The sequence below is a fragment of the Microbulbifer agarilyticus genome, assembly GCF_020171345.1.
Classification (GTDB): domain Bacteria; phylum Pseudomonadota; class Gammaproteobacteria; order Pseudomonadales; family Cellvibrionaceae; genus Microbulbifer; species Microbulbifer agarilyticus_D.
This window is the reverse complement of record NZ_JAIUZM010000005.1, coordinates 287944-308177: the sequence shown is the minus strand read 5'-3', so window position 1 is coordinate 308177 and position 20234 is coordinate 287944. Positions and strand designations below refer to the sequence as shown.

Genomic DNA, 20234 nt, shown 5'->3' with positions numbered 1-20234 from the left:
TTAAGCTGGGACTACCAGCACTCGGCGCCGTAAGGGCCGGAAGCATTGCGTATACCCGCGTTGGTCAAAGTCAGGCTACCGCACTTGGTATCTGCCGCCTGACTGGTGCCCGCTACGGGGGCCGCAGTCAGGGTGTAGGTGGTCGCCGTGACAGCCGCTGTCACGCTGTACATTCCCTCGGCCGAGGTAATCGTACCTCCCCCCGAAAGCGTCGTTGCTACAGAACAATTAGCATTATCATAGGCACTATAAGTGGTAAAGCAGCGCTGCAGGCGATGCGCCACATCATTCAGTGTTGCCTTGGCATCCGCACGATTACTTTTGCGTACAGACTCCATGTAAGAAGGGTAAGCAATGGCTGAAATAATGCCGACAATGGCCACAACGATCATCAGCTCGATTAAGGTAAAACCCGTTTGTTTTTGCATTTTTTAAATCTCAACCTTTGAATAACTTAGCGTAACTGACGCCAGGACATACGACCAACCGCCTCGGTGGGGAAACCACCTTCCGGCACCGCCACATCACCGCGGATATTACTGGTGGGCAGGTAGGCCTTTTCACCGCTGCGGATGATTTCCGAATAACTAATAACCGCATAATCCACTTCGACACCGTCCTCACCGAAGATACTGTGCCCCTCGTAACGGTCACCTACCGCCACCAGTTCCATTAGCCAGCCACTACCACCGAAGGAACAGGGGTCGGTTGAAGTAATCGTGGTTGGGAACAGCAAGCGATCGTAAACCAACAGCGGCTTACTGATCACACGTTCGCCCGTGACGCCACCAGAGTAAGACAGGTCAAGGTACCAGCCTTTTTTGGTTTCCCAAAAGCTGGTATCAGTATTACCAGCCACTTCGCGTACGCCATCGGCCTCTGTGGAAATGGTTTTCTGGAACAGTTGATCACGCCCGGTGACCTGCGCATCCTGATCGGCAATCGCGTAGAAGCTATTGATTACGTCTCCGACGGCGTTGTCCGTACTCGCCATATACTGGCCGGTACCGAAATAGACCATGATTGCATTGTCCAGTTCGCCATTGAGGCCAAGTGTCGGGGTGGACGTAATAGGCTGCGGATTGCCATTCGGATCTACCGCGGTAAACAACGGCAAATTGGTTTGCCCCTGGGACAAAGCCACGCTCCAGTTACTCGCATTGTTTGCACTGAGATCGAATTTCCACATATTGCCGAGCAGGTCACCCGCGTAGGCGGTGATCACTTCACCATCGGCATTGGCAATCAACGCCGGGCCTGCGAGGCCATTATTGGCCGTTTCATTCACTTCGATGACCTGAGTTTCGGTCAGCGGATTCTCCAGATCGACCGCAAACAGGCGCGCTCGGTCATTTTCGGAGTTGTAGCCATTCCCGAAAATTAGTTTCCAGCCGTCGTTGGTCGGTGCGATCAGAGGCTCGCCGGTAATATTGCCGATACCAGGGAAGTCCGCCTCGGTTAACTCGAACAATACGTCTGACGCATCGAAACCGTCGGGATTGGTAACATCCAGGGCAAAGATACCGCGGCCGCCGGCACCCAGGGAGCCCACCAAGATATTCTTCCAGGCACCATTAACAAAGGCATCACCGACAAACAGCTTGCCGTCCATGCTGTAAGCATGCGGGTTGGTCGTGCTGCCGTAATCCGTTTCAGCGATCTTGGCCAACTGTTCGTAGACACCGGACGGGATATACGCAAACAGCTCCTCGCCGGTGGCAGCATCAAACCCGTGCAGCATGCCGTCGTTAGCGCCAACATAAATCACTTCACGCCGGTTTTCTTTCTGACTGGCATGGTAAGTATCGTAGACCAGGCCACCCAACGCCTCGGGAAGATTACTGAAGTTGAACTTCTTGTCGCCGGCAAACACCGGGCTGGAATTAACAATATCCCCCAACAGCGAACTGCGTTCACGCAAACCGGTAACATCCATACCGCGCACCCAATTCAGGCGCGCCTGCCCTTCTGCATCGGTACCGCCGTCTTTCAGCGCATCCTGTTGCACGGTGCTCAGGTTTGCCCAAGCGAAATCAACACCCGTAGTGCCGTTATGGGTGACAATATCCCGCAAGGCTGGACTCGCAAAATCAGCCTCTTCCGTTTGCCATTTCATGGCACCAATACTGCCATCACTGTTCAGACTCATGGCGCGAATTTCGCCGCTCCAGTCGGTGCTGTTAAAGCGCGCCTGATAGATCACAGTGTCAGTACCGAGACGAGTGGAGTTAGTGGCTACCGAGGAAGCGGAGCCGTCGGTACGGCCAACAATATTTTCCAATACGCTGGAAAGATCGTCGGCAAATTCCTGCGGATCCGCAGCACTAAAGAAGCCACCGCGGCCGTTGACCGATGCGTGTAACAGGTCATCTACCTTTGTTGAGTTAGCGCTATTATCGGCGGCGGGGTCGGGCCAGGTAATGGTGGCTCCGGTTGTAATTGCATTAAATGCATCTGTTTTATCAACCGAGCCTTCCACGCCAAAGGCCACACCAAAGGTGACCATATGCTGCCAGAAGGCGGGGTCGATAGAATCATCTTTCACCGGAACTTGGTTGGAAAGATCAGTGCGCAAGTCATTTTTCCAGTAATACATCGCCACATCGGCAAGAGTATTATCATGACCGTCGGTAAACGGCGATACCGCATTGTAGGTATAGGACTGCCCGTCGGGACCGGTGATTTCTGAACTCGAAGTACCATCCACATTCGCTTCGGCAGCGTCCGTGTAATCGCTGGTTCCATTCCAGTAGCCATCAGTCATTAGAATGGTATAGCTGGCACGGCAAGCCAGATGCGCCGTGTCATCTTCCACCCCCGGATCCTGACCCCATGGCCCTTTATTATCGGTACGGGAAAAGTACTGCCCGGCGCTATCCAGGGCGCGTCGTAGAGGAGTACCGGAATATGGGACCGCCCGGCTGTACAGCGCGTTAAAAAAAATCTCGCGGTTAGTGTCAGAGAAGGAGCGCACACCATTCAATACAGTATCGGTATTGACACCATCCACCGTGGTTGAACTCTGGTTAATCGCACCAAAGCCTACTCGCAAGTCTTCACCCTGCTCTGCGAAAGCACGACCGATCCCCGCGCGCGCAGCAAGTATCCGCGAGCGATAATAGGTATACCAGTTGGCGAAATTTTGTATTTCCTGATCATAGGTACAGGTACCGGCAGTACAGTCGGTGCGTTCTTCACGACCGTGACCGGTGTACGTAATGCCGGATTTAATCTCCTGCTTGGTGTAATTTCCCCAAGCCCACTGGTCCCCACCGTTGTGCCAGAAATAGGTAGCCGGCCAGAATACCAAAGCATTTTGATGCCAGCCCCAGTCTTCGGTTCCATCCTCCTGCACCACCCGGCTGCTACGCCAACGGTTACCGTTGTAATTTGCGTTATCAACTGTCAGGTTTCGCGCCGTTGCCGTAACCGACTCGCCATCGCCAGGGCAATCACCGGTATTTTCCGGGTTGTGCCAGGCACATGCCGGGGTCGCATTTGGATATAAGCTACCGTCATGCTTGATCCAGGGCTTATAGGTTACCGCCGGATTGTAATAGGTCTTGTTAAACTGCGGCGAACGGGTCAGCGCATTGAAGGGGTCGTCGTCTTCGACGGTAGGAACATCTTTATCACCGTCATCCGAGCCGTAAATGCCATCGGCACGCGGAAAAATATAACTGGTACCTCTACGGTAGTCTTCCGGTGTGATTTCAAAATGCATGGAGCCCGAGTCATCGAGAACAAACATGACATTCGGCGGTGCTCCGGTGCTGAGAAACAGCGGACTTTGTGCCATATCGACCGACATCGCACTGTGGCTCACGCCCAGGCTCAGCGCCGCGGCAGCCAGTCCGGCAGAGAATTTTTTTGTTTTCATCTTTGCGTTCATCAATTCTTCCCTTTTCCCGACTTAGCGCTTGTAGGTGGACTGGAGAATCACTACTGCATCTGCGGTACCACCCTCGGCACGACTGGTTACCCGGTAATACACCGTGTCTTCCGTCTTCAGGGCACTGGCGAAATCCACCGCACCGCCATCGGCTGCGGTGGCAGTGATGGTTGAGGTCACTTCTTCGATCACATACTGGGGCTGGCTGGCGACCAACTGAACGCCCGCAGAACTGCGAACCGAACCTGCATCCCATCCGTAGCTATCCCAGTAGCCGGTACTGCTGGAGCCGTCCATCGCCTGAACCAATCCGGCAGTGGTGCCATCAAACACCGGGATGGTCGCGCCGGTGAGCACCTCTTCGCCCGCACGCAGGCCCGCCTCGGCGGACTGAAACGCGAGGTTACGGTCGCGCATGTTGCCGGCCATCAGTTCCTGCATGCTGCTGCCCCGAATAGCCGCCATACCCACCAGGGTCATCAGTAGCACCATAATCAGGCCTACGATCAGCGTCATACCGCGCTGACCATGCATTGCATTGAAGCTTGTTACTTTTTTCATAATCTTCTCGTGATTGACGCTTCGATCAGGGCAAGCGACTGCGGATGCCGACGGTATTGATAAACACCTGGCGCAAACGGCGGTCACCGGGCGCGGCGTTGGTGACACCATTGAAGGTATACGGCTGCTCTTCCTGCAACAAATTGTCTTCCGTACTCTGGATTAACAACTGCACACGAACGCTGGAAATGTCTTCCCAGGCGGCCGCCGAGGTGAGTACAGAGGCATCAACATAGGTGTCCGGGATGCCATCACCGGAGGTATCGCGGCCATAGGTGAGCTGCATATCTTCGACGCCTTCCAATAGCTCTAACGCGGTACCACCATTGGTTGTCTGCCACAGACTTGGCTGCCCATTGCTACCGTCGCCGATGTAATACAGGAAGGTATTCATTTTGATGATTTCGGAATCATCACCAAAGGTTTCCTCGGGGTTGCTGTTTCCACCCCAGGAAGAGACAGCATTGCCGGGCGTCGCATTTGCGCCGGAGTGAACAACGTTGACCTCTAGAGCACCACCACCTGAGGCCTGCAAGTTCGTCACTTGGAATACTCGCGCCTTGGAGCAATCGGATACCACTAGAATATCGTTTTCACACAGCCCACTAAAACTGTCCAGGCCCGCACCACAGCTGGCCGTTACCCCAGTGTCTTCAGCAAACAACTGGGCACTGTCGTTATTGCGGGTCACATCCACACCATTGCCATTGGCCCCGCGTACTACCAGTACATCGGTACCCGCAACGATATCCATCGGGTAGCCCGCGGGGGGCGTGGCGCCGACATTATCCAGCCCCTCGATACCGATCTCGAAGTTGTACTCGAGGTCGCCAGAGTTATTCAGGGTGTTGGTAAAATTCAGATTGCGGCTCATGCAGCCCATATAGCCGGCCATACGAATATCTTCGGCAAGAAACTCCATCGCCAGGCGGCCACTTTCCTGCACCCGGGCCAGCGCCTGCTGGGTGGAAAACGTAGTGCGGCTCGACAGGAACAGCTGCACCACGCCGGTCATTAAAATCAGGCCGATGGTGATGGAGATCATCAATTCAACCAGGGAGATACCCTGCTGGCCGTACAAGGTTCTTTGAGTGTGCATTTTTCTTAACATTGCTTACTTCTCCTCACAGCCGCGTGGTGTAGACGAATTCACTTTCGTCTTCATTGGCGTCGCCGGAACTGTTTTGCTCGCCCCACTGGATGGTAACGGTGCAGAAATTAGTGGCGGCTACGCATTCAATACCACCATCAGCACCCGGCAGCATAGTTTCCACATTGGTGAGCCACTCATTCATATCCTGTTGCGCCAGAGTGCCTCCAGTAGGCTTGGCATCATCGACCCCGAGGGAATAATTCGCGGCATTGGCACGGTTAATACGCGCACGATCGAGGATATCGTAAGCAAGAATATTGGCCTGGGAACGCAGGTAGGCACTGTGGTTGTATTGCAGGGATTTGCTCTGCAGTGCGGCAAGTGCGAGCAGGGAGGTACCGAGAATCAGTACGGTTACCATGACTTCGATCAGGCCAGCGCCCTGTTGTTTCTTCATTGAGATTCCCCTTGTAGGTCCGGCCCGTTGTTAGGAGCAACCAGAGGTACTGCGTTTGGTATTCAACATACCCGCCGCACCCACAGTAATTTCTCGCGCACGGTTGCTACTGCAGCCGCTAAAACTGGTATTCAGGGTTACTTCACCGGTGCCTGACAGACCAAGCGTTCCCTGACGGGTAAAGCGCACAAACGTGGGGGAACCGCCCCCCTGGGTCGCAGTGACCGCGGCACCATTCGCCGGGGCCTCCCAAAAACGCAGCACCGCTGCGGCATTGGCCACAACGGGAGAGGCTGCGTCGTCGGTTGCCGCAGTGTCCACGACTACGATCCAGTTATCGGTCCAGCCGCCATCACAACTGGAGCCATCGGAGCTGCCACACAGGCTCACACGCGCACCGCGCTTGATGGCTTCACTGCGCGCAAACTGAAGCGCGCCGACCATTTCTTCACCGAGGGTGGCAGAGCGGGTGTTCTGAATCATGGAGTTGAAGCCAGGCACGGCGATGGCAGTAATCACCCCTAAAACGGCGAGGGTTATCATTAACTCAATCAGGGTCAGGCCCTGCTGTCTGGATCCCATAGTGTGTAAGCCTCGGATATTCTGCTTTTTATTACTGCTGAACACTGTTCATTTTTCACCCACCAACAAGCAAATTGATGATTCGCCACAGGTGGTACGGTTGAACTGCTAATACTGGCGTCGATTCTATCTTAAGAGGCATTTCCAATGTGCCCGCACTGGATGCCTAATTTGCGCGATGTTAGCTTTTGCGCACCCTATCACGCTCACGCCGACTACGGCATTAGCGGCCGACAAACGGCGAGTTGAAGGGAGCAAGCGGCGACCAGGACGGCAACCGCTGAAAATATATACAACTCAAGGAGGAGCTGTGAACCAGCGCGGCCTCACACTGATCGAGCTGTTGATCACATGCAGCATTCTCGGCGTTTTACTCGCCATTGGCATACCCAGCTTTCAGCAGCAACTGGAAGCCAACCGTACCAGGGCCGCCGCCGACGCACTTCTACAAGCCATTCGCCTGACGCGCAGCAAAGCCGTCAGCACAAACCGCCGGGCCACGCTACGCAGGCTCGACACCTGGCATGCGGGCTGGGAAGTCTTTTATGACCGGGATTTCGATGGGGAGCGTGATGCTAATGAGCGGCAAATCACCACAGGCACGGCGCTGACCGGAGTGACGGTCAACGCCAATGGGCCTCTGGCGAATTATGTTTCGTTTATTGGCTCGGGGGAAAGCCGTTATGCGGGTACCGCCAGCGGTGGCGGCTTTCAGGCTGGGACCTTCACTATTTGTCCGACAATCCCGGGAGAGGGTTACCAACTAATTCTCGCGCGCAGCGGCCGTGTCCGGGTGGACAGGGTCGCTGCTGCAGAGTGCGAGTAGAATACTGTGCGGGTCAGGCCCGCAACTCTTTGGGCAGGCTGAAGCTGATGTTTTCCGGGATACCGGCCACTTCATCCGGGGCGTCCGCGCCCAGATCTCGCAGTTTCTTGATTACTCGCTCCACCAGTACTTCCGGTGCCGATGCGCCAGCAGTGATACCAATGCGTTGTTTGTTCTTCAGCCAGGACGCATCGATGCAATCCGGGCCGTCAATCAGGTAGGCCTCGGTACCGCAGCGCTCGGCGAGCTCACGCAGGCGGTTGGAGTTGGAACTGTTCGGGCTTCCCACTACCAGCACCAGGTCACACTCCAGTGCCAGCTGCTTGACCGCATCCTGCCGGTTTTGGGTGGCATAGCAGATATCATCCTTGCGCGGGCCGCGAATACTGGGGAACTTGGCCCGCAGGGCATCGATCACCCGGGAGGTATCGTCGACGGACAGGGTGGTCTGGGTAACAAAGGTCAGGTTGGACGGATCCTTTACCTCTAGCGCTGCCACGTCCTGTTCATCTTCCACCAGATAGATGGCGCCGCCATTACTGGTGTCGTACTGACCCATAGTGCCTTCCACTTCGGGATGGCCTTCGTGACCGATCAGAATACATTCACTGCCATCGCTGCTGAATTTACTCACCTCGATATGCACCTTGGTGACCAGCGGGCAGGTTGCATCAAACACTTTCAAACCGCGATCGGCCGCTTCCTGCTGTACGGCTTTGGATACGCCGTGCGCGCTGAAGATTACAATCACGTCGTCCGGCACTTCATCCAGCTCGTCCACAAACACCGCACCGCGCTCACGTAGGGTATCTACAACAAATTTGTTATGTACCACTTCATGACGCACATAGATGGGTGCTCCAAACACATCCAGCGCGCGGTTCACGATATCAATAGCGCGGTCAACACCGGCGCAGAAGCCGCGCGGATTGGCGAGACGAATTTGCATCTTACTGTGTCCTTGACCTATTTAAGCCGTCTAATTAATTGACCGAGGCCACTTCGAGAATTTTCACGTGGAAGAATACGGTTTGACCGGCAAGCGGGTGATTGAAATCCACCTCCACATCATCCTCGCCAATGGCGCGAATCACACCCGGCAATTCACCATCACCGTTATCAAACGAAACCACCAAGCCCTCTTCCAGCTCCATATCTGGTGAAAAATGGCCCTTTTTCACCTTTTGGATATTGGACGGGTTACGCTGACCGAAGCCCGCTTCCGGCGGAACTTCGATTTCTGCCTCGTCACCGGCTTTCAGGCCAAGCAACGCGCTTTCAAAACCAGGCAGCAGATTACCGTCGCCGACGATAAACGTGGCCGGCTCACCTTCAAAATTGGAGTCAATTTCCGACCCATCATCCAGCTTCAATGCGAAGTGCAAGGTGACGCGGCTGTGTTCGCCAATTACGTTATTACTCATACTACTTCTCTAACAGGTACGTCCGTTAAGCGACTAGGCTTCCGCGCCACTCTTGTTCGATTCTTCGTCTTTCTCTTTAAAAAACAGCAGCTCGATCAGCAGCATTGCGGCGCCCACGGAAATTGCCATATCGGCGACGTTGAATACCGGAAAATGCCAGTCCCCGTAGTAGACGGAGATAAAATCACGCACATAACCGAGCAGCATACGATCCCACAGGTTACCCAGTGCACCGCCAAGAATAAGCGCCAGCGCCATGGGCTCCCAGCGTTTATCCGCCGGCAGCTTTTTGATCCAGACGATCACCACGGCACTGAAGATCACGGCCACCGCACCGAAAAACCACCGCTGCCACCCCCCGGCATCCGCCAGAAAGCTGAACGCAGCACCGTAGTTTTCGGCATAGGTGAACTGTAAAAAGCCAGGAATAATCTGCAGTGGCGGGCCATACATAAAGCGTTCCACCGCCCAGACCTTGGTGGCGATATCAATCACAATCACCACCAGCGACAGCAGGTACCACCGCCAGGGTGTCGCGAACAGCCCAAACGAGGACTTGGGTTTGAGAGCGTTAGGCATAGCGTTCCTCATGCAAAGTCGCATTCCTCATACAAAGTAGCGCTCATTATGCAAAGTAGCGCTCTTCACCATTGCCACTTACGTTTTCTACACAGCGCCCACACAATTCCGGGTGTTCACTGTTGCTGCCCACATCTTCACGATAGTGCCAGCAACGGCCGCATTTCGGCGCATCGACCTTATGCACAGACACACGCAAGCCGGCGAGTTCGGTCTCTTCAGCGCCCGCCGCATCGGCAATCGGCTGCACGGAGGTGGAGGAACAAATCAGCACAAAGCGCAGCTCATCTTTCAGTGCATCCAGCTTGGCTTGCAATGCTGGGTCGGCAAACAAAGTAACCGCGGCCTGCAGGGAGCCACCGATATTGCCCGCCGCACGCTGCTCTTCGAGCACCTTGTTCACCGCAGTTTTCACATCGGCAATGGCAGCCCAGAAGTCATCTCCCATTTCGGCGCCTTGTGGCAACTCGGGGAATTCGTGCCACTCCGCCAGCATGACGCTGTCCTCGGTATTGCCCGGAATAAACTTCCACAGCTCCTCCGCGGTGAAGCTCAGGATCGGCGCTACCCAGCGCACAAACGCCTGCATGATGTGATACAGCGCAGTCTGCGCGGAGCGGCGCGCGACGCTGTCTGCCTGAGTGGTGTACTGGCGATCCTTGATGATATCCAGGTAGAAGCCACCCATTTCCACCACACAGAAGTTATGCAACTTCTGATAGATCTGGTGGAACTGATAGCGGTCGTAGGAAGCGATGATTTCTTCCTGCAGCTTCGCGGCCTGCTCCAGCGCCCAGCGGTCCAGCGCCAGCAGTTCTTGTACCGGCAACAGATCTTTCGCCGGGTCAAAACCCGCCAGGTTAGATAGGAAGAAGCGCGCAGTGTTGCGCAGGCGGCGGTAAGAATCCGCGGTGCGCTTCAGGATTTCGTCGGAAACCCCCATCTCGCCACTAAAGTCGGTCGCCGCAACCCACAGACGTAATACATCCGCGCCCAGTTTATTGATCACATCCTGAGGAGCCACCACGTTGCCAACGGACTTGGACATCTTGCGGCCCTGCGCATCCACGGTGAAACCATGGGTCAGCACTTGCTTGTAGGGGGCGCAGTCGTTGATGGCAATCGAGGTTTTCAGGGAAGACTGGAACCAACCGCGGTGCTGGTCTGAACCTTCCAGATACAGATCCGCCGGGAAGCGCAGCCCTTCACGGCGCTCGAGTACTGCCTGATGCGTTACGCCGGAATCGAACCATACGTCCAGAGTGTCGGTTACCTTCTGGTAATTATTCGCTTCATCACCCAACAGCTCTTCGGCATCCAGTTCGAACCAGACGTCCATACCGCCTTCTTCGACCTTCTGCGCCACTTTTTCCATCAGCGCCGGGGTCTCCGGATGGATCTCTTGGGTTTCCTTGTGCACGAACAGCGCGATAGGTACACCCCAGGTACGCTGGCGGGAGATACACCAGTCCGGGCTGGCATCCAGCATGGAGTCGATACGCGCCTTGCCCCAACCCGGGATCCACTGTACTTCATCCGCCGCTTTTTGCGCGTGCTCCAGCAAATCGTTCTGCTGCATGCTGACAAACCACTGCGGGGTCGCGCGATAAATCAGCGGCGTTTTGGTACGCCAGCAATGCGGGTAGCTGTGCAGCAGTTTGTCCTCAAACAGCAGTACACCTTTTTCTTTCAGTAGTTCGACAATTTTACCGTCAACTTTGTACACATGCTCACCGGCGAACACGGGCACCGCATCACGGAATACACCGTTGTCGTCAACATAATTCAGAGTCTCGATGCCGTAACGCTTGCCCACATTGAAGTCGTCCGGGCCGTGGTCGGGTGCTGTGTGCACACAGCCGGTACCGGCATCCGTGGTGACGTGATCACCGAGGATGATCGGCAACTCTTTATCGTAGAAGGGGTGCTTGATCTTGAGGTGTTCCAGCGCGGCGCCGCGGATACGACCAACCACTTCACCTTCCAGGCCCGCACGTGCCAAGACGTCATCTTTGAGTGCCTCGGCGAGTAGCAAGCGCTTGCCACCCACCTGCACAACCACATACTCGAGGTCGCCGTTTACGGATACGGCCTGGGAAGAAGGCAGGGTCCAGGGGGTGGTGGTCCAGATCACTACGGAAAGCTGCCCATCACCGGCGTGGCCGCCGGCGGCATCGGCGATGGCCAACGCGGTCTCGTCGGTTACCGGGTAGCAAACGTCGATGGAGAAGGAGGTTTTATCCTGGTACTCGACTTCCGCTTCGGCCAGGGCGGATCCGCCCACCACACTCCAGTAGACCGGCTTGAAGCCGCGGGAAAGGTGGCCATTTTTTACCACGCCCGCCAGGGAGCGAATGATGTCCGCTTCGAACTGGAAGTCCATGGTGCGGTAGGGGTTGTCCCACTCACCGAACACGCCGAGACGAATAAAGTCTTTCTTTTGACCCTCTACCTGCTTGGCTGCGTACTCGCGGCATTTTTGGCGGAACGTTTTGTGATCCACCTTGACGCCAGCCTTGCCAACTTTCTGCTCCACTTTGTGTTCGATAGGCAGACCGTGGCAGTCCCAACCAGGCACGTAAGGGGCGTCGAAGCCGCTGAGGGTTTTCGACTTGACGATGATGTCCTTGAGGATTTTGTTAACCGAGTGACCGATGTGAATATCGCCGTTGGCATAGGGGGGGCCATCGTGCAGGATAAATTGCTCACGACCAGCACGGGCTTCACGAATCTTTTCGTAAAGCTTGCCTTCTTGCCATTTTTTCAGAATCTCCGGCTCCCGGTTAGGCAGGTTGCCACGCATCGGGAAATCGGTTTGAGGAAGATTCAGGGTCGCTTTGTAGTCGGTCATTGGCTATCTACTTCGGTTGTAGCTCAGAAATTTTCACTAAAATGATCGGCGTTTCGCGCTTTCTCGAAGCTCCCGGGCTTACGAAGCACGAAACTAAAAATTGAAGCGGGAGTAATGGGGATCAGGTTTCAAAACCGTCGGTGACAGGGACGTCACCGCCGGAGCGTACATGGATGTACTCGCAGCGATTTTGAAACCTGATCCCCATTGCTTCCGCGCCACCGGAGAAAAGAAAGAGCTTCGGGGTTCTTTAATCTCGTTCAGTGGCGGCAGGGCACTGGGGGCGAGTTTTCAGGACCGCTGTAAACCCATCCCTGGGCGCTGCGGCGCAAACTTCCTGTTTGCGACGCTCCTGAAAACTCGCCCCCAGCCCCCTACCTTCGCATCTCACAAAATACTTCGTTAGATGCGACGGGGTAATTCGTGATGCTCAAGCTGGCTTGCGGTTAGTAAACCAGGCTTTTGCATTTTCAATGTCGTTGGCGATTTTCTGTTTGAGAATGTCCAGCGACTCAAACTTTTCTTCATCGCGCAATTTGTGGCAAAAGGTCACCGCGATTTCACGGCCGTAAAGGTCGCCGTTGAAATCGAACAGATGCACTTCCAGCAGCGGCTTGGCCCCCTCGCCTTCTACCGTGGGGCGGAAACCCACATTGGCAACGCCAGCCACTTCCATGCAGCTGCCACCCATAGGTGCGCCGCTAGTCCGCTTTGCCGTCACCGTGTATACGCCCACTAAGGGCGAGCGGTAGCGGTGCAACCGCACATTGGCAGTCGGCGCGCCGAGCTGTCGGCCGAGCGCACGACCGCGAGCGACAAGCCCGGTGATCCGGTAAGGCTTGCCCAGCAGCTGTTCAGCCAGGGCAAAGTCCGCATCCTGCAGGGCCTTGCGAATGCGCGTACTGCTCACTCGCTCACCACCGATCTGCAAGGTGGCCGTATCCTCGACGCTAAAGCCGGATTTGGCGCCAGCCTGCTGTAGCAAGGCGTAATCACCACTGCGATCGCAGCCAAAACGGAAGTCATCGCCCACTACAAGGTGGCGCACCCCCAGGCCATCTACCAGCACCTGCTGGATAAAGGCGTCGGCGCTCAAGCTGCGCAGGCGCTCGTTGAACTGCAGGCACAACACCCGGTCCACACCCGCATCGAACAGGGCCAGCACCTTTTCCTTGAAGCGCATCAGGCGCGCCGGGGCTCTTTCGCCGGAGAAGTACTCGTGGGGCTGGGGTTCGAAAATAATTGCCACCGAGGGCAGCTGGTGCTCAGCGGCCCGCGCGCGTAGCTGCGTGATAATGGCCTGGTGCCCCAAGTGCACGCCGTCAAACGACCCGATGGTGGCCACGCATCCGCGGTGGTGCGGGCGCAAATTGTGCAGCCCGCGTATCAGCTCCCGTTGCTCGGTCACAGTGCTCCAACCACCCTTTTCCGCCCTGGCAAAATCAAGCGGCGCAGTATACCGGATTTAACCCGCTTCTGGGCACCGCCAACCGTGGTACACCCCGCGAAAATTCAGGAAGTCGCCCGGAAATGACGCGGCCGCAGACCACTGGCCAGCAGGACCAAGCCATAGGTAGCGCCACCGGCGGCAACAAGTACCCCCATACGCCAGGCCCGTTCCCACCACAGCCACTGGCTCCACTCGCCCCAGAAATGCAGGATTGTCAGCAGTATTGCGGCCATGGCCAGGTTGGCCAATAGCAGGCGCACAAGATAGCTGCGCCAGCCGGCCTCCGGCGCATAGACGCCGCCCTGACGCAGGCCACGGTAAAGCAGCCAGGCGTTGATCGCCGCCTGCCCGGCGGTGGCCATCGCCAGCCCCATATGACCAAGCTTAAAGTAGATATGCAGTGGGATGACGAACAACAGGCTCAGTAGCATCTTTGAGGCGATGGCAATCAGGCCAAACTTCACCGGTGTGGCCGTGTCCTGGCGTGCAAAATACCCCGGAGCCAGCACCTTGATCAGCATGAACGACAGCAGACCAAAGGTATAGGCGCGCAGTGACCACGCAGCCATCTCCATGTCCCGCGCGGTCATGTTGCCGTACTGGAACAAAACGGTGAGCAAGGGCTCGGCCAATACAAACAGGGCGACCGCTGCCGGCAGCGCAATCAGGGTGACGCTGCGCAGCGCCCAGTCGATGGTGTGGCGGAACTTGCGTGGGTCGCCGCCGGCGTGCTGGCGGGAAAGGTTCGGCAAAATGACCGTCGCCACAGCCACACCAAATACGCCCAGTGGCAGCTCCGTCAGGCGATCGGAAAAGTACAGCCAGGTCACCGAGCCGGTTGGCAGGAAAGAGGCCAGCACCGTGTCCAGCACTAGGCTGATCTGGGTGACCGACACACCAAAGATCGCCGGCGCCATCAAACGCAGAATCTTGCGCACCCCGGGGTACTTCCAATCCCATTTTGGTCGCGGCATCAGCCCCTGCTGCATCAGAAAAGGGATCTGGAACAGCAACTGCACCACACCCGCCGCCAGCACCCCCCAGGCTAGGGCCATTACCGGCGGTTCAAACCAGCCGGCGGCAATCGTGGCCGCGCCGATCAGCACCAGGTTCAGCAATACGGGGGTGAGCGCAGGGATGGCAAAGCGGTCGAAGCTGTTCAACATGGCGCCGGCAAAACCGGTCAGCGAGATCAGCATCAGATACGGAAAGGTAATGCGCAGCATTTCCGTGGTCATGGCGAATTTCTCGGGCTCGTTGCCGCCCCACCACCAGCCAAACGCGAAGATACCCGCTACCAGCGGCGCACACAGAACCCCGAACAAGGTCACCAGCAACAAGGTGCCGCCCAGCGCGCCTGCAACGCGATCGTTCAGCTCCCTGACCGCAGCGATACCGCCGTTCTGGCGGTACTCTGCCAAAACCGGCACAAAGGCCTGGGAGAAAGCCCCCTCGGAAAACAGCCGGCGGAAGAAGTTGGGAATTTTGAACGCCACAAAGAAAGCATCGGCGGCATCGCTCGCACCAGTCAAGCGTGCAAAGACGATATCCCGGGCCAGGCCCAGCACCCGCGACAATAAAGTGGCGCTCCCCACCACCGAACTTCCGCGCAACAGCCCCCGTTGCGGACTATCTTTTGAAGCCTGCGGGGCCTGCTCGGGAGAGTCTGGATTCGGATTGGAGGTCTGTTTTGGCGAAGATCCTGCCACTTCCCTGATTCCTGATTCACGATCACAACATAATGGCCGGCAAGTCTACCGCAATCTACCTACTCGGCCATCTGGTCTTGGGAACTTATCCCGTATTTCATCCGCGCACGCCCTACGCTTGGCGCAAGAGGGAACTATACTCAGGTTATGCAGTTGGCGCGCTACAGGGAGTAGTGGCAACAGAGGAGTAACGGAATGACCATCAACGCATTGATTATTGCACTGATACTGGCGGTTCTGCTGTATATCGCCGTCGCCATGGGCCCGCGCCCTCGGCGCGTGCGTGTGCGCATCGAGCAACCGAGAGACCGGCGTTACAGGCGACCTCAAGACTGAGACCCCCCTCATACCAAGAGGCTGAACTCAGTCACAAGGGCCGCCGCCATATTTCGCCATAATTGTTGCGGAATTCGCCCGATGGGCGCCACGCCAGTGCCTCCTTGCGGGATTTAAATAACTCTCAACCGAAGCGGGAAACACCCGATCGGAACCAAGAGCAGTTATTTCAATCCAATCGCAAGGAACACGATCATGAAAAAGTTGTTGATGGCAGTAACCCTGAGCACCCTGACTCTGAACACCATTGCTTCCGCTGAGGCCGCTACTGACACCGAAATTGATTCACAGGGCTCTGTCCTGACCCCGGCCGCACAGGCCAGCGTATTCACCGGCGCCGCAGTTGCGGGAGCCGCCGTAGGAGGCCCCATCGGCTTTATCGCTGGGGCACTGGGCGGAGCCTGGCTGGGCGAACAGATCAAGCAAGCAGAAGAGGCAGACATGCTCGCAACGCAACTCACCGAAAGCCGCACCGAACTGGGCAACCTCGCACAACAACTGGATGCGGCGCGACTGTCCGCCAACGACGCCCGCGAGCTGGCACTGGACAGCCTCGAATTCCAGATGCTGTTCACCACCGGTGACGATGAACTGCAGGAAGCCCAGGAGCGCCAGGCGGCCGCCATGGCCGACTTCCTCAACCGCCACCCGCAACTGCAGGTATACCTCGAAGGACACTCTGACCCACGCGGCAGCGACGGTTACAACAACGTGCTGTCCGACCAACGCGCCCTGAGCGTACAGCGCGCCCTGGAAGCCTATGGCGTTGCCCCGGAGCGCATTGAACGTCGCGCCCTCGGCGCCAGCCAATCCAAAGCCAGTAAAGGCGACCACGACGCCTACGCACTCGAGCGCCGCGTCGATATTCACTTCGGCATGCCGGAAGCGGTCGCAGGCTCCTTCTGAGCCAGCACGCCACAACACTGTAACTAGACCGGCCTCCGCCCCACAAAAGCGGCGGTCGGGCTCCTCGAGCCCTGCTCCACGGCCGCCGCTCAACGCCTCTCAAAGCTCAACCCTGTAAGTGGTATTTTGCGCGCGGCGCGCCTGTAGCCGCGCGCCTTTTTGCCGCCTGAGTTGCCGCCTGAGTTGCCGCCTGAGTTGCCGCCTAAATTGCCGCCCAAGCAGGTTCATCCTCCAGATACCTTTGCCTCGAGCACCGCTAATCGGGCATGATTTTCCGCTGAACCAAATCTAATAATTCGTCACAGCGTCGGAAACCTATGACCAGTCCCACCATCGCCATCGTCGAAGATGAAATCGCCATCGCCGAAAACTACCGCGACGCCCTGCGCCGCAGCGGCTACCAGGTGAACCTCTATCACACCCGACCGGACGCACTGGCGGCTTTTCAGCAGAGACTGCCTGATTTGGCGGTGATCGATGTGGGGCTGGGAGCTGAAATCGAGGGGGGCTTCGAACTGTGTCGCGAGCTGCGCGCCATGGCGCCAACACTGCCCATCCTGTTCCTCACCGCGCGGGATTCCGAGCTGGATATCATCTCGGGCCTGCGGCTGGGCGCGGACGACTACCTGACCAAAGATATCTCACTGCCTCACATGCAGGCCCGGATCAGCGCCCTGCTGCGGCGGGTCAGCGTCATGCAATCGAACGCCGGCGATGACGATACCATCACCCAGGGCGACCTGAAGCTGGACGTATCCCGCCTGCACTGCCACTGGCAAGGCGAACCGGTGGATCTTACAGTGACCGAGTTCTGGATTGTGCACGCGCTGGCCAAGCGCCCGGGCCACGTCAAATCCCGCAGCCAGTTAATGGAGGCCGCGCGCGTGGTGCTCGACGACAACACCATCACCTCCCACGTAAAGCGCATCCGGCGTAAATTCCAGGCGATTGACGCCCAGTTCGACGCCATAGGCACCGCCTACGGCATGGGCTATCGCTGGCAGATCTAAAAAAAACACTTCTGATAAAGCACCTTAATGAATTTACGCCGCCAACTGGTCCTGCTAAGCCTTTGCACACTCACCCTTCCCTGGGCGGGCTGCCAGTATTTACGCCAGGTCGACCAGGCGCTGAGCCAGGGGCAAATGCAAACGCTGGAGGCGACAGGTAACGCCATCGCCGCGCGCCTTGCCAGCGCACCGGAACTGGTGGCACCAGATCCCAGACGCAGCGGCCGCCCACCGGGAGCCCAGCTATACCTGCACCCTCTGGAGACGACGCCACAACTGGATGGCTACGGAGCGGAATGGCGTGGGCGCGACCTGCAACCGAGAGTACTGACCGACTCCCAGGGCGACCCCGTCGCCCAAGTCATACTGGGTAAACGCGGCAGTCAGGTTTACCTGATGCTGACCGCCCGGGACACCAGCCCCAGCTACAAGGATCCGCGCGTTCCCGGTATATCCAACGGCGACACCGTGGAAATTCACACCGCCCGCAAGCTCTACACCTTGCCCGTGGCGAGCCAGGGGCCAGTGCAAGCCATGTGGTACAACCCACGGCGGGGCGAATACGAGCGTGAGCTACGCATCCGCGGACGCTGGACCTCCTCTCCGCAAGGCTACCAACTTGAACTGGCGCTGCCGTTTGCGCTCACCGGCGGCGAGCTTGCACTGCGCGTGCTCGACCGCCAGCGCAGCGACGGCGGCACACCCGCGCGCCAGGCCAGCACCCTGCCCGCCGATGGCCGGCCCGGCATACTGGTAGAACCGCTGCCCGCGCTGCAAAGAGAGCTGGAGCACTTTGCCCGCCCAGAGCTGCAGCTCACGGTTGTCGATCAGGAAGGCTTTGTCCTGGCCCGTACCGGACGCGACTGGCATCAGGAAAGCAAGCAATACACCAACGCTACCAGACACAACTGGCTACAGGACTGGATCAACCGCCAGGTTCTCGCCACCGACAAGCTACCACCACTGCCGGAAGATGCACTGCCTGAAACCCTCACACTAAACCGTGAAACCGCCAGCCAGTGGTTCAATTTACCGGCGGCGCGCGCAAACGGCGCTTCCGAAGAGCGGATCGCAGCGGTGAGCGTGCCAGTGGTAACCCGTGCCGACAATATCGTCGAGCGACCGCTACTCGGCCGGGTCATTACCACCCAGTCCTCTAACGCGCTGCAGTCGCTTACCGAGTCTGCCGCGCGACGACTCTGGCTGACCTCCGCCGCCGCGGCGGGACTGGTGCTGCTACTGCTGCTGGGTTACGCCAGCTGGCTGTCCTGGCGCATTCGCAAGCTGCATCGGGCCGCGCAAACCGCGGTGGATAGCAGCGGCCGCCTGCGCGGCGAATTCCCCAAGGCTTATCTGAACGATGAGCTGGGGGCACTAAACCGCGCCTTTGCCAGCCTGCTCGCGGAACTGGACCACTACCACCAATATTTGCGCAGCCTCGCCAGTAAACTGTCCCACGAGCTGCGTACCCCCCTTGCTGTGGTTCGCTCATCGCTGGACAACCTGGCGGCGGGGGAGCTGGATACGGACAGTCGACGCTATGCTGAGCGCGCCGCCGAGGGTGGTGCGCGCCTGTCGTCCATTCTCAACGCGCTTTCCGCCGCCAACCAACTGGAAGCCAGTATCAGTCAGGCGGAGCGCGAGGAATTCGACCTGTGCGACCTGCTGCAGCTACTCACCCAAAGCTATGCCGACGCCCACCCCAAGCACCAGCTTGCTTTGGCCAGCCCCGATGGGCCTCTGGATTACTACGGAGCGCCGGAGTTACTCGCCCAGCTACTGGACAAGCTTGTGGATAACGCCGCCAGCTTTGCCCCGGAGGGCACCACAATTCAGCTTAAACTGGAGGCCGATGATGAAGCCTACCGAGTGAGCGTCGGCAATACGGGGTCACTCTTGCCGGAAGGCTTTGAACAGAAGCTATTTGACTCGCTGGTATCGGTGAGGGATGACGGCGGCAAAGCCGGCCATCTGGGGCTGGGGCTGCATATCGCACGATTGATTGCCGACTTCCATCACGGGGAGCTGCAGGCGGCCAATCGCGACGATAACAGCGGAGTGGTTTTCACCCTGACCCTACCCCGCTGAACGGCGCCGCGCACGCCACCTTGGCGAAGCTATCCCCAGTGGTCACAAACAAGCCGCCAAGGCGGTTGACAAACAACCAACGCTGGGGATAATGTCGCGTCCCAAACGGGCCCCCGGCCCGATTGTTCGAGATTTTATAGATTCCAGACAGGAGCAACCGGTGGCCAACTCACCCCAAGCGAAGAAACGCGCGCGCCAAAACGAAAAGCGCCGCAATCACAACGCCAGCCTGCGCTCCATGGTGCGCACCTACATCAAAAAGGTAGTTGCGGCCATTGATGCAGGTGACGCAGAAAAAGCCAAGACCGCTTACGCGGAAGCTGTGCCGGTTATCGACCGCATGGCCGACAAGGGCATCATTCACAAGAATAAGGCTGCTCGCCATAAGAGCCGCCTGAATGCCCAGATCAAGAAGCTGGCTGCCTAAGCCACCGCTTCCTGAGCACAAAAAACCCCGCTTATGCGGGGTT

General features: G+C 57.6%; 18 protein-coding genes. 6 read left to right on the top strand and 12 right to left on the bottom strand.

Translation table 11 applies throughout. The features are described from left to right. Nucleotides 1–11: 11 nt before the first annotated feature. Genes LCM31_RS16045 through LCM31_RS16015 form a run of 6 tightly spaced genes read right to left on the bottom strand, consistent with a single transcriptional unit; the run spans nt 12 to nt 6585 of the window. Nucleotides 12–428 carry a type IV pilin protein gene (locus tag LCM31_RS16045; RefSeq protein WP_318247454.1) on the bottom strand — a complete coding sequence of 139 codons (417 nt, stop codon included), beginning with the start codon at nt 426–428 and terminating at the stop codon, nt 12–14. A 26-nt stretch (nt 429–454) separates the two neighbouring features. After that, nucleotides 455–3880, bottom strand: coding sequence for a pilus assembly protein (locus tag LCM31_RS16035; RefSeq protein ID WP_224871730.1), 3426 nt, complete (start codon nt 3878–3880; stop codon nt 455–457). Nucleotides 3881–3913: 33 nt separating this feature from the next. Beyond that, entirely contained in the window at nt 3914–4453 is a 540-nt protein-coding gene (locus LCM31_RS16030; protein WP_224871728.1) for a pilus assembly PilX family protein, read from the bottom strand. Between the two features lie 25 nt (nt 4454–4478). Then, a complete protein-coding gene (locus LCM31_RS16025) occupies nt 4479–5552 on the bottom strand; it encodes a PilW family protein (protein ID WP_224871726.1) in 1074 nt (357 codons plus the stop codon). A 25-nt stretch (nt 5553–5577) separates the two neighbouring features. Then, nucleotides 5578–6003 carry a type IV pilus modification protein PilV gene (pilV, locus tag LCM31_RS16020; RefSeq protein ID WP_224871724.1) on the bottom strand — a complete coding sequence of 142 codons (426 nt, stop codon included), beginning with the start codon at nt 6001–6003 and terminating at the stop codon, nt 5578–5580. Nucleotides 6004–6033: 30 nt separating this feature from the next. Next, nucleotides 6034–6585, bottom strand: a complete 552-nt coding sequence (locus LCM31_RS16015) for a GspH/FimT family pseudopilin (protein WP_224871722.1) — start codon at nt 6583–6585, stop codon at nt 6034–6036. Between the two features lie 310 nt (nt 6586–6895). On the opposite strand from LCM31_RS16015, the gene LCM31_RS16010 reads away from it, so the two are divergent. Continuing rightward, entirely contained in the window at nt 6896–7411 is a 516-nt protein-coding gene (locus tag LCM31_RS16010) for a GspH/FimT family pseudopilin (RefSeq protein WP_224871720.1), read from the top strand. Between the two features lie 13 nt (nt 7412–7424). On the opposite strand, the gene ispH is transcribed toward LCM31_RS16010, so the two are convergent. From ispH to murJ, 6 genes are all read right to left on the bottom strand, one after another. Beyond that, on the bottom strand, nt 7425–8360 hold the full coding sequence (gene ispH, locus LCM31_RS16005; RefSeq protein ID WP_224871718.1) for a 4-hydroxy-3-methylbut-2-enyl diphosphate reductase: 936 nt from the start codon (nt 8358–8360) through the stop codon (nt 7425–7427). 34 nt (nt 8361–8394) lie between these two features. Continuing rightward, a complete protein-coding gene (locus tag LCM31_RS16000; protein WP_010132142.1) occupies nt 8395–8835 on the bottom strand; it encodes an FKBP-type peptidyl-prolyl cis-trans isomerase in 441 nt (146 codons plus the stop codon). Nucleotides 8836–8868: 33 nt separating this feature from the next. Next, the gene (gene lspA, locus LCM31_RS15995; protein ID WP_224871716.1) at nt 8869–9414 is read right to left on the bottom strand and encodes a signal peptidase II; all 546 of its coding nucleotides are present in this window, start codon (nt 9412–9414) and stop codon (nt 8869–8871) included. Nucleotides 9415–9460: 46 nt separating this feature from the next. Continuing rightward, nucleotides 9461–12265 carry an isoleucine--tRNA ligase gene (gene ileS, locus LCM31_RS15990; RefSeq protein WP_224871714.1) on the bottom strand — a complete coding sequence of 935 codons (2805 nt, stop codon included), beginning with the start codon at nt 12263–12265 and terminating at the stop codon, nt 9461–9463. Nucleotides 12266–12695: 430 nt separating this feature from the next. Continuing rightward, nucleotides 12696–13673 (bottom strand): bifunctional riboflavin kinase/FAD synthetase, encoded by a 978-nt coding sequence (ribF, locus tag LCM31_RS15985; RefSeq protein ID WP_224871712.1) that lies wholly within the window; start codon nt 13671–13673, stop codon nt 12696–12698. A 104-nt stretch (nt 13674–13777) separates the two neighbouring features. Then, nucleotides 13778–15424 (bottom strand): murein biosynthesis integral membrane protein MurJ, encoded by a 1647-nt coding sequence (gene murJ / locus LCM31_RS15980; RefSeq protein ID WP_404804599.1) that lies wholly within the window; start codon nt 15422–15424, stop codon nt 13778–13780. 195 nt (nt 15425–15619) lie between these two features. On the opposite strand from murJ, the gene LCM31_RS15975 reads away from it, so the two are divergent. The 5 genes from LCM31_RS15975 (at nt 15620) to rpsT (ending at nt 20191) form a co-directional block, all read left to right on the top strand. After that, nucleotides 15620–15760, top strand: a complete 141-nt coding sequence (locus tag LCM31_RS15975; protein ID WP_157520416.1) for a hypothetical protein — start codon at nt 15620–15622, stop codon at nt 15758–15760. A 195-nt stretch (nt 15761–15955) separates the two neighbouring features. Beyond that, nucleotides 15956–16666, top strand: coding sequence for an OmpA family protein (locus LCM31_RS15970; protein WP_224871710.1), 711 nt, complete (start codon nt 15956–15958; stop codon nt 16664–16666). 317 nt (nt 16667–16983) lie between these two features. After that, complete coding sequence (pdsR, locus tag LCM31_RS15965) at nt 16984–17676, top strand: proteobacterial dedicated sortase system response regulator (RefSeq protein ID WP_224871708.1); 693 nt, start codon at nt 16984–16986, stop codon at nt 17674–17676. A gap of 27 nt (nt 17677–17703) precedes the next feature. Then, nucleotides 17704–19764 (top strand): ATP-binding protein, encoded by a 2061-nt coding sequence (locus tag LCM31_RS15960; RefSeq protein WP_224871706.1) that lies wholly within the window; start codon nt 17704–17706, stop codon nt 19762–19764. A gap of 160 nt (nt 19765–19924) precedes the next feature. Continuing rightward, a complete protein-coding gene (gene rpsT, locus LCM31_RS15955) occupies nt 19925–20191 on the top strand; it encodes a 30S ribosomal protein S20 (RefSeq protein WP_010132154.1) in 267 nt (88 codons plus the stop codon). The last annotated feature ends 43 nt before the right edge of the window (nt 20192–20234 follow it).